Source organism: Candidatus Thermokryptus mobilis, assembly GCF_900070205.1.
In the GTDB taxonomy this organism is placed as follows: Bacteria; Bacteroidota; Ignavibacteria; order Kryptoniales; family Kryptoniaceae; genus Kryptonium; species Kryptonium mobile.
This window is the reverse complement of record NZ_FAOO01000019.1, coordinates 19838-32959: the sequence shown is the minus strand read 5'-3', so window position 1 is coordinate 32959 and position 13122 is coordinate 19838. Positions and strand designations below refer to the sequence as shown.

At 39.9% G+C, this 13122-nt stretch carries 8 protein-coding genes; 3 read left to right on the top strand and 5 right to left on the bottom strand.

Going from position 1 to position 13122, the window contains the following annotated elements; translation table 11 throughout:
• Positions 1-14: 14 nt before the first annotated feature.
• The 5 genes from FKZ43_RS09970 to FKZ43_RS09950 form a co-directional block, all read right to left on the bottom strand.
• Complete coding sequence (locus FKZ43_RS09970) at positions 15-1874, bottom strand: carbohydrate-binding module family 20 domain-containing protein (protein WP_140945747.1); 1860 nt, start codon at positions 1872-1874, stop codon at positions 15-17.
• Positions 1875-1969: 95 nt separating this feature from the next.
• Positions 1970-2968, bottom strand: coding sequence for a PorV/PorQ family protein (locus FKZ43_RS09965; RefSeq protein WP_140945746.1), 999 nt, complete (start codon positions 2966-2968; stop codon positions 1970-1972).
• A gap of 15 nt (positions 2969-2983) precedes the next feature.
• Positions 2984-6535 carry a hypothetical protein gene (locus tag FKZ43_RS09960; RefSeq protein WP_140945745.1) on the bottom strand — a complete coding sequence of 1184 codons (3552 nt, stop codon included), beginning with the start codon at positions 6533-6535 and terminating at the stop codon, positions 2984-2986.
• A gap of 22 nt (positions 6536-6557) precedes the next feature.
• Positions 6558-9344 carry a TonB-dependent receptor gene (locus FKZ43_RS09955; RefSeq protein WP_140945744.1) on the bottom strand — a complete coding sequence of 929 codons (2787 nt, stop codon included), beginning with the start codon at positions 9342-9344 and terminating at the stop codon, positions 6558-6560.
• A gap of 19 nt (positions 9345-9363) precedes the next feature.
• Positions 9364-10422 carry a LacI family DNA-binding transcriptional regulator gene (locus tag FKZ43_RS09950; protein ID WP_181180338.1) on the bottom strand — a complete coding sequence of 353 codons (1059 nt, stop codon included), beginning with the start codon at positions 10420-10422 and terminating at the stop codon, positions 9364-9366.
• A gap of 114 nt (positions 10423-10536) precedes the next feature.
• On the opposite strand from FKZ43_RS09950, the gene FKZ43_RS09945 reads away from it, so the two are divergent.
• The 3 genes from FKZ43_RS09945 to FKZ43_RS09935 are packed head-to-tail and all read left to right on the top strand — an operon-like array spanning position 10537 to position 13120.
• Positions 10537-11586, top strand: a complete 1050-nt coding sequence (locus tag FKZ43_RS09945) for an N-acetylmuramoyl-L-alanine amidase (RefSeq protein WP_140945742.1) — start codon at positions 10537-10539, stop codon at positions 11584-11586.
• The gene (locus tag FKZ43_RS09940; protein ID WP_235894743.1) at positions 11583-12584 is read left to right on the top strand and encodes a nucleoside recognition domain-containing protein; all 1002 of its coding nucleotides are present in this window, start codon (positions 11583-11585) and stop codon (positions 12582-12584) included. The genes FKZ43_RS09945 and FKZ43_RS09940 overlap by 4 nt, the downstream gene beginning before the upstream one ends.
• Positions 12581-13120, top strand: a complete 540-nt coding sequence (locus FKZ43_RS09935; protein ID WP_140945741.1) for a spore maturation protein — start codon at positions 12581-12583, stop codon at positions 13118-13120. The genes FKZ43_RS09940 and FKZ43_RS09935 overlap by 4 nt, the downstream gene beginning before the upstream one ends.
• The last annotated feature ends 2 nt before the right edge of the window (positions 13121-13122 follow it).

Sequence of the window (13122 nt, the reverse complement as noted above, 5' to 3'; positions counted from 1 at the left end):
GGGGAGGGAATTTCTCACTTCACAAGTATCATCTTCTTCACATCTATAAACTTACCAGCTTGCAACCTATAGAAATAGACACCGCTTGAAAGATTTGAAGCATCAAACTTAAACTCATATACACCAGCTCTTTGCTCCTCATCAACAAGCGTTGCAACCTCCTGTCCAAGGATATTGTAAACCTTCAAAACAACACGCTCGCTGTTCGGTATGCTGTATTTTATTGTCGTCACAGGGTTAAATGGATTCGGATAGTTCTGATATAAAGCGTAAGTTAAAGGAACTTCACCCGTCTCCTTCACACCGACGATAAACTTATTGACAATTTTAACCGTATCCTTGAAAGCACCAAGACCACGCTGTCTTCCAAACTTAACAACCTCAAGCTCGTTTATCGCTTTTTTACCAGGCTGATTTGGTAAATCATCAAGGAACAAAAGATGGTCTTCTTGGAAACCAGCTTCATTATCAACGATTCCATTCACAGCAAACTTGAATTGTATCGGTCCCTTTGACGACCATTTCGGGAATGTTATAGCGATTGAATAGATCGTATCTCCAGCAACTTTGTCAGGATATCTCCCATCGTCATACAATCTTACATTTGACCTATCCCTTGTCGGTTCGTCCCAAATCCAGAACAAAGGTGGTTGACTCCCAGCTATAAAGAGTGAATCAACCCTCTCTATAAGATTACCACTATTATCAGTTACATTTCTCATATCGCAATAAAACCAAACTTCAACACCTTCATCCTTTTGAACGAATCCTTCAGGACCTGCACCAGCGAAATACCTTCTTGGAACTTCTTGTGTATCCGCATCTGTAAATGTATATTTGTAATTGGCTCCGGGTTCCCATCCAGCATTTGGAACTCTTGCTTGATTATCATTTCCTGTCTTGATGTAGTATTTATACTCAATGAAATCGCCCGGCGCAGCAGTTATAGGTATATATCCTTCCCAAATGCCCGGTTCAAGTGTTGAAGGTTGCAATTGATTTTGCTCGCCCCAACCGTTAAATGAACCACGAACGAGAACAACATCTCCACTATCGGGCTTGAAATATCCTATCATTTGATAAACGCTCATATCAACACTAAAGTAAAGTTCAACCGTCTTCGCTGGAGCTATCACTTTTCTATCAAATGTCGTCCATCTCAATGTAGTATCCGCATTTATACTTGCTTCCCTGTTTGGATCGCTTTCCCATCTGATAACATCGTCGGGGTTATCTCTAGAAGCGATGACGAATTTATAAGCAATTGACGACGGGCTTGGAAATCTCAATCTCCCTGACCAAATTTTATCGTTTGCTGGTTCAGGGCTGAGAACAAATGTCCTACCCCAGCTTATATCGCCAAAATCGTTATGATCTGGCAGTTGTGCTCCTCTCACGCCAACAACATGCTGAGCTGGATCAAATTCAGGTATGTTGTAAACATATACTCTGAACCAAACATCAATTGAATCGCTTGGCGTATATGGTGGATTTGGTCCAAAACCTTGCTTGCGGAAAAAGACAAAAGGAAGCGTTGTATCCCCTGATGGAATCGTCAATGTGTAATTAGGTCCATCTTCCCAATCCTCAGCGTAAAACTTATATTCAACATCTTTTCCAATCATCGTATCTGGAAAACTTACAGTCAAAGTCCAATAGTCACCACCAAGATTTGTCATCCTGTTGGTTGCTGCACTTCCCCACGGACCAAGTAGTGGATGCGAACCGCGAACCTCAACAAGTGAAGTATCAACAAGAAGCTTAGGCGATGTCGCTGTGTTGACATTAAATGTGACCTTTACGGTCGTCTGCGCGAAACTGAAAACGGAGAAAGCAAGAAGTAAAATTGCCGCGAGAAAAATTTTACGCCTCATGGCTCCACCTTATTTTGTTTTTTGTTTTTGTTGAAATTTTAAATTGATTATAGCTTTTGCACCCTGAAATTTTCTCACCTCCAAATTTTTTTATTTTAAAATTGAACCGACAAAGAAAGCGATTGAATATTTTTCAAAATTCCGAAATCCTGATAAGCATAGTCAAATTTAAAGCCGAGATTACCAAGTTTATATCTTAATCCAACTCCAGCAGTAAATCCCTCTTGCGAGTCCTTTTGGAACAGCGATTTATATCCAGCCCTAAGGTAAATGATATCTTTAAAGCTATATTCAAAACCAGCATTTAAACTCTCGGTGTTATCATTCGGGTGAAGTGCGTCAATTGAGATAGTTAGATAATTCATCTCATTTTTGAAAATGTCAATTGAAGCGCCGACTCTGAAAAGAAGAGGCAATGGCCAGGAATCGGTTTTTAACTTTGCGCTTATTGCTGAGTTGTTGCCTGTAATTGTCGGATCAGGGTCGTAAATCACAAAAAGGTCTTTCCCGTCAAGTTGCATTTCGGTTCCGAAATTTGATATGCTCGCCCCAAGTTTCAACCCTCTGAATTCAGTTATAAATAAGACACCTATATCAAGCGCAAACCCTGTTGCCCTTTCGTTCCAAAGTTTTTGCTGTATAAACTTAACCGTTCCTCCAACTGAAAATCTATCTGTTAAATTTCTGGCGTAAGATAGCCCTATTGCTATATCATATGCCTCCCATCTTTCCCCTGTCCCTTCAGGATAATCAATCGTTGTTACTTCTTCCTCACCATAGTCAAGCCGAGTTATACTCAATCCTATGGAATTATTTCTATCAATTGCAACAGAAACCCCAACCCAATCAAAGCTTGTTCCAAATATCCAATTTGTATGCGAAATCATGATTTCGTTTATCCCGATTCTTGAGGCGCCGGCTGGGTTCCAATACAAAGTGCTCACATCACCGGCAAAAGCAGTAAATGCCCCACCCATACTTATTGCCCTTGGTCCAACGGCAATCCCAAGAAACGGAGCAGCTGTTGTGCCAACTTTTGATTGGCTGAAAAGCGCCCCAGAAATTAACAAAACAAACAAAAATATCCTTTTCATGGCTCGTGAAACCCTTTATTTGATAATGGCAAATTTACCTGTCTTTTGACCTATGCCTGGCGCATCAACGACATAGAAATATACACCATATGCTGCGTCAAGATTCTCCTTTGTCTTTAAATTCCAAGAAACAGTTCCATCTGCGATGTCTTTGTCATGCTTCAATGTCGCAACAAGCTCACCTCTTGCCGTAAAGATGTAAATCGTAGCACCAGCTGGAACATTTGTAAAGTCAATTTTTTGCGGTCCTCTCCCACTTGAAATTCCCGGTGGAAGAGGTGGCTCCCAACGCTCAGCTACAACATACGGATTCGGAACAACGCGAATTTTACTAAGCTGAGACTTTGCAAGTTCCGGATCAACCCTATTAGCTCTGACTTTAAATTCGTATACATCATCACTTCTAAACGGCTTGCTCAATTTAAACACCAACCTATTTCCAGCTCCAGGAAGCGAAAGCGAAGAATCACCTTGAAAAATCACAGCCCAAGTAAATGAACTTTCATCCCCGTATGTCTCCCAAAAACCAATACTTATCTGTCTTATTTTTGTGAAAGGGTTATAAACATTTACATAAACAAACTTGATATATTTATTGTCGGTCAAATTTTTCACCCTGAATTTAACAGGCGTAGCTGGAATCCTCAAAGGTGAATAAGCCATTGAAGTATCAACGATCTCGTCATAACATTCAATTGCGTAATCAGCTGGATAAGGTTTCCCTCTGACTGCACCGGCACTGAAAAGAGAAAATGTCATAGTTGAATTTGCAGGTCTTGCCCACTGCGTCGTGTCAATTGACTTTAATTTCACATCCCAGTGATTATTAAAAATTAAACGCATTCCATCAAAAAGCGATGTTTCCCCTTCAAAAATTCTACTCCACTTGACAACTGTATCTGGCTGAGCCGGATCAGTAACATCAATAACCGAATAAGCAGATGTCCTACGACTAAAAGTTGTATCTTTAAAGATCACATTATAAACATGGTTATCTTTGACTTTGTATGGATCAAGCACATAAAGGTAAATTTCACCTGTTGCCGGTCCTTGTTTATGAATTATTGAATCGGTTCCAGCAGGCAGAAAACCAGCAACCGGAGCGTTTGGTGTAACCATTACAGTGTTTTTGTCAAAAATCAACTCACCAGTTGTCGTTCGCTGAATGAATTTTGTATTTTCAGATGGATAAACACCGAGTTCAGCATCCCCTTTATCATAAGCCACAACAGCGTAATAATAAGTCATCCCATTTTTGACATCTGTATCAATGAACTGATGTTGAATTCCTGTATCGTCGCCTAACCAAAACTTCACCCCATTTATATCAAGCGGAAACCATCCAAAAACACTATCCTTCAAGTCAAACTGAGCAATCGGCTTATAAAAAATTGGATTACCAAAGCCATCGGTAATTAAGCGGGCATCATTAAAGTTTGGGTCAGTTGCTTTGTAAATTTTATACCCTTCAAAATCATACGCTTTATTTATATCCTCTCCTTTATTTTTGTAAACTTCTGCAAGTGCTCTATCAAATGATTTTTCAGCGACATCATCCCAATAAAGTATCACTTTTCTATCACCAGCGATCGCCTTTAAAGTTGGTTTCTCAGGCGGTCTTGGGAAGTTATAATTTGCATCATAAATACCTTGCATAACCCTTTTGTTGTTATACAAGTCCTTAAGGTCCTCGCCAAAGAAAAGAATAAGAGAAAATCTTTCCGTTTGTTTAGATGTCAATGGGAAATAACCAGAACCAGCGTCAAAGTCAGGACCCTCAACATAGCCAGTTATATATTGCTCTGGAACTTGCCAATTTCCCGGAACAAGGCGTCTCCACATTTCCTCATCATTTGCCATATTTATCGCCCCAGCTGGAACAAAGAAATCAAAACTTGTTAAACCAATTTGATCCGATTCATTAACATCAGTTGCATCAAATCTTGGCTCGCCCGGTGTCGGAACACCATCCCCTTCACCATAATCACCAGTTCCAGAAACTCCATCTGAACCAACATCATCCCAATACGGGTCCCAATCCCCATCGTTGTCAATCCCGTCATCCCTTCTCTCATCTATCATTGGGTCATCCAAACCACGACCAGTAAAATAATTTTTATATGAGAGAGGATTTAATTTGTCAAAAATCGTCCTTCCATCAGCAGTTTTTCTTATTTGCCTGTAATGAAGGTCAAAACTTTCATCAATTAAACCATCAAGGTCATCATCAACACCATTGTTAGGGACCTCAACAAGTTCTTTCCCCGGCCAAATTTTAAACGGCAAACCAAGCGAATAAACCGTCACAGTATCAGTGTCATTTCTGAAAAGTGTGTCAAGTGAAATAACTTTTCTTTCGTAAACTGTTTGATTAACCTTGTAAAGAGGCGAATAAACTTTTTTAATCTCAATCAAAACGATTTTATTGTTCGGAAAATCTGGATTTGGTCCAGGGTCTGTGCGCGATAAAATCCTTCTTGTTCCAGTTGGATTCAAAGGTGATGGAGGGAAATCTTCCGCTTTAAATTTTGGGCTACCTGGATTTTTACTGTCGCCATCATTGTCAATACCATCAAATGGATTCCCGGGCGTTTCAAGAAAACCATAACCGAGATAACCAACATTTCCAATCCACTTCGGATTTGAACTTCTATCAATGTAATTGTCCGCATCCCAGGAATATGTCAAGTCCTCAGCAGCATCAAAGAATGATAAATCATCTCTCCATTCAGTATTTCCACTTGAACCTCCACCGGCTCCCACCCAGGTTCCAACCAAAAATCCGAAAACAGTTTTTCTATAGTCGGTTGTCCCCTCGTTTGTGATGTCATAAATCCAAAAGATCCCATCTTCAGCAAGGACATTTGACCATTGCATACCTCTAACTTTCACAACGAGTCCGTGTCCCATGCGCGTTGAATCAGTAGAATCAGGTCTGAAGCCATACCTTCTATTGTATTTTTCATCATTGTTATCATCCATAACAAAATAACTTTCCTGATCTGCGTTTGTAATTCCCATTCCGAAATATCCATTCCAAAATGGCTTTCCAGTTGCGGTATCAATCCAATCAGGGTGATCAGGCCAAAACGGTGGCCATGTCTCTGGAAGGTGGCTCATTGCAACTCCTTTGCCAGGGGCTTGAAGCGTTGGGTTCGCATAACCTGGGACTGGCTCAAATCCCCAAAACATTCCACCACTGCCAGTCTCACCACCAGAGGCACCACCTGGTCTATCAACAGGACAAATCACAACAGAATGAACAGTATCAACGACCATCTCACCACGGACTGAATCATATCTTGGAAAGTAAAGCTCAAGCCCAACAAGAATGCTAACATCACCTGCATATCCATTATCATCATACTTCCAAGCAAGTGGCGGTCCCTGATTTGACGGCTGTGCTATAACGCCCCAATTCCCAAAGACAGTTTTAACCAAATTCCCGTTATGTATTCCAACCTTTCTAAATGTCCTATCACCCCGCAATTTTTGAGAAAATGAGAGATCAAATAAAAAGACTAAAAACAGAAACGAAAGAAAAATAATTCTTGCAATTTTCCACATAGGTAAAATCCCAAAATTTGTTTCACTGACCAAAATAAATTGTCAAGCCCAACTCAATTCTTCTAGGCTCAGAATAAAATGTCGGATTTGTAAACCACTCACCAAGTGGATTAACAAGCTGAACTGGCTGTTGTTTTAATGCACTCAAATAATCAAGCGTGAAATCAGGTCTTCCCGTATCGTTGTAAACTCCAAAAGCATTTTTTATGTCAAAGAGATTGTAGACCCTTGCAAAAAGTGAAAATGTTGTGAAACCAAACTTTATATCTTTATATATGCGAAGGTCAACATTAAATGTTGATGGCTTTTTCTCCGAGTTTATGAGCAAAGTTCCGATGTTTTTTGATTGCCTCGGTGTGTAAGGAGTACCACTTCCATACTGCGCAATTAAACTCAAACCCCAATTATTGGGGACTGAATAAGACAGCGTTAAATTCAAAGTATGCCTTTGGTCCCAATCAAGAGGGATAATTTTAACCTCAGGCCATTGACCGCCCAATCTTAAATTTCTCGTCTGCGCGGGGTCAGAAGCATTTCCCTTTGCAACTTGAAAAGTATAATCAATCGTCAAAGCCCAATTGTTTGAAAACCTCTTGTCCAACGAAAAAACGATCCCCCTGATGAAGCCAAAATCGGTGTTTTGGTATTGGTTATACCAAGCTGAACCACCAAATATGAAAATTTCATCAGCTCTTGTTCCCGTTAAATTTCTCACATCTCTAAAATAACCCGTAAGTTCTATAGCAATGTCGTTCGTGATCGCTTGTTGAACGCCAATTTCACCGCTAACAGTTTGCTCGGGTTTTAAGTCCGCATTACCGACAAGTCCGATATTCCCAGTCCCAGAGCCAAGCTTAAATTCAGGATTTGTATAAAGATACTCAAACGGCGGTATCTGGAAAAAGTGACCGTATGAGAAGTGAATAACTCCACGATCAGTTATTGGAAAAGCAACACCTATCCTCGGGCTAAATTGCCATTTCGGCTTGGCACGAATATACCAGTATTTCCTTCTGTCTTCAACTGTTTTTGGAATATCACCCTCATCGCCATAAATCCCGTTCCCGTTTGTGTCAAAATATCTATTCTGTGGTTTCAACGGCTGGTAGATGTTCGGATCAGATGGGTCAGCAAGAATATGCCAATCTGGGTCAAACCAATCAAATCTAACACCAACATTTAAAATTATCTCGTTGAACTCCATCTTGTCCTGAATGTAAGCTGAAAATTCTTTTGGATGATTTCTGAAAAGCGTCCGCGATGGTTCGGATACATCAGGAATTCTTGTCCTAACATAAGGATTTAAGTCAAATATCGGATCCCTTGCTCTATCTTCATCGGAAAGGTCAAGCCAAAACCCATGGAAATAAATTGCGTGATATCTAAATTCAACCCCTGTCTTCACCTGATGAACCCTTGTCACTTGCGAAGTCAAATCAATTTTTCCAACATATGTCCCAGTGTTGCGATAAAAATGGTCCATCTTCATCCCCCCAGCAATAAAACTATACGGACCTGGTTGAAGCAAAAGCTTCGGGTGAACATACCTTGGATCAAATGGGTCTTTAAAAACATAATGACGATAATCCCTGAAAAAGTATGAGAAACTCGCCTGATAAAATGTTGACTTACTCAATGTGTGATTAATTGAGATGATGTTTGTGATCCCCTTGTTGAAACGATTTAAATCGCCATCTGGATTATACTTAAATGCGAAATCAAAATTGCGATATTTCATAAACTCATACATGTAGTTATAGGAAAGTTTAAAAGTCGGTGAGACCTGAAAAGTCAATTTCCCTTGAAGAAAAACTTTCCTGTTCCAATTCATCGGGACGAAAGCACTGTCTCCAAAACCTTGTTCAGGGTTTAAGCTTATTATCCACTTGTTCGGGTCGGGGTCACGATTGTCAACTATATTTTCGGGTCTAAATTTTCTCACACCGTAAAGCCATCCACCGAAATAAACCCATCTTCCGTTCAAGTAAAAGAAAATTCTATTTTTGACGATTGGTCCGCTCAAATTACCTTCAAAATTTCTGATTGAAAGCGGATTAAATCTTTTCAGCCCAGTGAAAATGTCGGCGTGTGTCGTTGCATGCCCACCGAAATATGTTGTAAAACTGCCGTTAAAGCTGTTGCCCCCGTCCTTTGTTGCTATGTTAATTATCCCAGACATCGCCTGCCCATACTCGGCGTTAAAAGCACCGCTTATAAGTTGAAGCTCTTGAATTGATTTTCTATCAACCGATATAACCGCACTTCTATCATAGACATCCGTCACTGGAACGCCATCAATCCAATATGCGATCTCACCACTTCTCCCACCACGAACATGTCCTGCAACAACGCCAGCTTGAATCTGCACAACTTCCTGAAACTCAGTTATCGGCAACGCCTGAATAAGCTCGCTCCCAATTATCGCAGTTGAAGCCGTTAAGTCCTTCTGAACAAGCGGTCTTTCAGCAACTACTACAACCTCTTGCCCTATTTCAATCACCGTCGGTTCAAGTTGAAAATCAACCCTTGTCGTAAGGTCAATTGAAACGCGAACATTTTCCTTTACAACGGTTTTATAACCGATAGCCGATGCCTTAACTTTATAAACCCCGGGCGGAACATTTATGATTGTATAATTCCCATCAAAGTCGGTTGCTGCCCCAAGGTATGTCCCTTCAATGATGACATTAACCCCAACGATTGGCTCACCCGTTTGCGCATCTGTGACCTTCCCCGCTATCTTACCCGTGTTTCCTGAAATCGCGAGGATTGGAATTAAAGTCAACAGTAAAACCTTTTTAAAATCCATTGATGACCTCTCCTTAAGTTTAAGGACAAGTTTTTCTTATGACAAGTTCAGGCGTAAATTTTATATGCATTGGTTTCCTAACCCTGTCATTCATCCTCTCAAATAATTTTTCAACAGCGACTTTCCCCATTTCATACATCGGTTGTCTCACTGTTGTCAAACCGAAATCCTTCGCAAGCTCAATATCATCAAATCCAATCACGGCGACATCGTCTGGGACTTTTATCCCGTTTTCGTTCAACGCTTCAATCACGCCAATTGCTTGAATATCGCTTGAAACGAATATAGCTGTCGGTATTCCTTTTTTCCTGTTCAAAAGTTCCATACATGAATTATACCCCGCTTCACGTGTAAATCCATCAAGCTGTGTTTCTTTCGCTTCAACGAAAAATTCCTCGTAAAAATTTTTCCCATAATCAGATAAAGCCTTTTTAAACCCCTCAAACCTTTGTTTAGCAGGGACACTTTCAAGTCGCGCTACAATAATTCCGATTTTTTCGTGCCCAATTTCAATTAAATGCTTCGTCGCAAGATAAGCCCCTTGGAAATTATCAACGCTTATTGAATCAAACTTCGGATGATATGTGTCGACTAAAACGATTGGGATAGTTCGCTGATTGAAATATCCGACATATGATTCCGGAAATCTCATTGAAAAGAAGAGAACACCATCAACCTTTCCGCGATAAGTGCTCTTTTGAAGATAATACTCAACTTGATTTGAAGGGTCATTTACTCCATAAAGGACAAGGTCAAAGCCAAGTTCAGTGATTTTATCTTGAACACCGCGCAGAACTTCAATAAAGAAGTAGCTTGTGAAGAATGGGATGACAGCCGAAATTGCATATGCTTTTTGTTTTGCTAACCTTTGCGCATATGTATGAGGTTGGTAATTTAGTCGGCGGGCTACTTCAAGGACTCTCTTTCTTGTCTTTTCGGAGACATGTGGATTCCCATTTAAAACCCTTGATACCGTCCCGATGCCAACTTTCGCCTCACGAGCTATGTCGTAAATAGTTATCCCATAGAAAACAAAATTATTTTGGAAGTGCTTCCATAAGATAATAAAATTTTTCATTCTTGTCAAGTGAAAACAAACCGCGGATGGCAAATTCATCTCAGTTTGACCTTTGCTTTATTTCCCGCTTGAATCAATTTGGCAATTGTTTTATATTAAAAACAAAAAACCTAAATGAGAAAAATACTACTTCTTTTCCCCTTATCAATTCTAATCTACAGCTGTGCCCCGAAACCATACTATGTTAAGCCAACCGAATGGAAAACCCCTGAGTCAATAGATTCAGTGATAAAATCTTACTCAAAAGATTTAACTGGCTGGAAATTTTTCATTGACCCCGGACATGGCGGTCAAGATAGAAGAAACATTGGGATAAAGAAAAGGGTCGTTGAGGCAGATGTAAATCTAAAAGTTGCGCTTTACCTTCGCGATTTCCTCACTCGCGCCGGTGCGATTGTCTTCATGTCAAGGGAAAAAGATACAACAGTTTCACTTCAAGACAGAGTTAGAATGGCAACTGAAAGTGGTGCTGATATATTTATTTCAATTCATCACAACGCTCAACCTGGCGACCCAAACACTTATTACGCTTCAACATGGTATCACGCTATTGAAGGCGATCCGAGATTTCATCCCTGTAATAGAGATATTGCAAGATATATCCAAAGAGACCTCGCTTTCGCCCTCAGAATATCAGGTTCACTTGCAAGTTTTGATGGGACAATGTCCGACTACATAGTTTATCCTAAACAAGGTTTTTATGTTCTCAGAAATGCAACCATGCCAGCTGTCCTTGTTGAATGCACATTCTTTACAAATGAATATGAAGAAAGAAGGTTAAGCATTGATGAGTTTAACAAAATTGAAGCTTGGGGAATCTTTAAAGGTCTTGCAAAGTATATAATGGCTGGGATACCGAAAATTGAAATTTTATCAGACACGATTTTAACAACAACCAAACCAACCCTAATTTTAAAAGTCACCGATAAATCGGGCATTGATAAGCAAAGCATAACGATAAAGGTTGATTCGGTGATGATTCCAAAAGATTTCATAACCGCAGTTGAAAATAAAAATTTCGCTCTCATCCTCTTCACCCCTAATTTCAATTTGACTTATGGAGAACATACAATTGATGTCATTGTAAGAAATAAAAATGGTAATCATTCATTTCCCTTTAAGAGAAAAATTTACATCACAAACAAAAAATTGACACAGCCATGATGAACTACATATGGCTTGCCCTAATTGCAATTGGAATCTTAACAGCTATCGGGACCGACATTTATGAAATATCAGTCAACAAGTATAGAAACGGCGTGGAGTTTCAAGCCGTTGTCGAACTTGAAGATGAGTTTAAATTTGACACGCAGTTGAAAGGAAATTTAAATGTTGATGGGGAATACTTTAAAAACTTTTACTCGCTTAAAAATTTTAACTCCAAATCAATTGGAAATGAAGTTTTGGTCAATATCAATCAAGATGGGAAAGGTGTTGCAATAGTTAAAATTACCGAAACAACGCCCGAATTTTGGAAGTTGATGGCGAAAGGGAAAGGGGTCAACACAGATAAACTTATGGCAAATATTTTAAATTTTGAGAAACTTGAAAATGGGAAATACAAAGTTTCGCTTGTGTTTGAGAAAATTTCGTTCGTCAAAATGAAGCAGATTTTAAACGCTGTGATTGAATACTCTGACATCGCTGTAAAAATTGCGATCGGTTTGATCGGTGTAATGGCTTTGTGGCTTGGGATTATGAAGATAGGGGAATTAGCTGGGCTAATAAGTTTGCTTGCCAAGATAGTGAAACCGCTGACACGGCGTATTTTCCCCGATATTCCACCCGAGCACCCAGCGATAGGTGCAATTATAATGAACATCTCCGCAAATATGCTTGGGCTTGGCAACGCAGCAACACCCCTGGGCTTAAAAGCAATGGAAGAGCTCCAAAAGTTGAATCCGAAAAAAGACACAGCAAGCGATTCAATGATAACTTTCCTAGTGATAAATACAAGCGGTATGACTTTAATCCCGGCTACAGCGATTGCTGTAAGAGCTGCGCTTGGTTCAGGTGACCCTGCTGCGATAATAAGCACAACAATAGTCGGTGGTTTCGCAGCAACAATTGCCGGAATTACATCGGCTAAAATTTTACAACGGCTAAAAATTTTTAGAAAAGAGCTTGAAGAAAATGAAAATCAAAAGGAGGCGCAAGGATGAGCTTCAAAGAGATAATGAACATAATCTCTGTAATTGCAATACCATTTGTAATTTTTTTCTTTCTGTTATACGGCTTTGCAAAAAAGATCAAGGTTTATGAGTCATTCGTTGAAGGCGCTAAGGAGGGTTTCAATGTCGCCGTGAGAATAATTCCATATCTTGTTGCGATGCTTGTTGCAATTGGAATCTTCAGAGCAAGCGGTGCTATGGATGTTTTCGTAGCGATTTTAAGCCCACTTACAAATTTAATCGGATTTCCAGCCGAAGCCCTGCCAATGGCATTGATGCGACCCCTTTCAGGAAGTGGTTCACTTGGAATAATGACAGAGATAATGAAAACTTACGGACCCGATTCTTTCCTCGGGCTTCTTGTCTCTACAATGTATGGAAGCACAGAGACGACATTTTATGTTCTCGCTGTTTATTTTGGGTCGGTGAATATAAGAAGGACAAGACACGCCGTCCTTGCAGGTGTGATTTCGGACATAACGGGCTTGATTACTGCATTTTTTATTTGTAAATTAGTTTTCGGATGAAA

Bases quoted from the DNA above. Each gene is read 5' to 3' on its own strand.
- FKZ43_RS09970 (WP_140945747.1), bottom strand. From the start codon at position 1,874: ATGAGGCGTAAAATTTTTCTCGCGGCAATTTTACTTCTTGCTTTCTCC.
- FKZ43_RS09965 (WP_140945746.1), bottom strand. From the start codon at position 2,968: ATGAAAAGGATATTTTTGTTTGTTTTGTTAATTTCTGGGGCGCTTTTC.
- FKZ43_RS09960 (WP_140945745.1), bottom strand. From the start codon at position 6,535: ATGTGGAAAATTGCAAGAATTATTTTTCTTTCGTTTCTGTTTTTAGTC.
- FKZ43_RS09955 (WP_140945744.1), bottom strand. From the start codon at position 9,344: ATGGATTTTAAAAAGGTTTTACTGTTGACTTTAATTCCAATCCTCGCG.
- FKZ43_RS09950 (WP_181180338.1), bottom strand. From the start codon at position 10,422: ATGAAAAATTTTATTATCTTATGGAAGCACTTCCAAAATAATTTTGTT.
- FKZ43_RS09945 (WP_140945742.1), top strand. From the start codon at position 10,537: ATGAGAAAAATACTACTTCTTTTCCCCTTATCAATTCTAATCTACAGC.
- FKZ43_RS09940 (WP_235894743.1), top strand. From the start codon at position 11,583: ATGATGAACTACATATGGCTTGCCCTAATTGCAATTGGAATCTTAACA.
- FKZ43_RS09935 (WP_140945741.1), top strand. From the start codon at position 12,581: ATGAGCTTCAAAGAGATAATGAACATAATCTCTGTAATTGCAATACCA.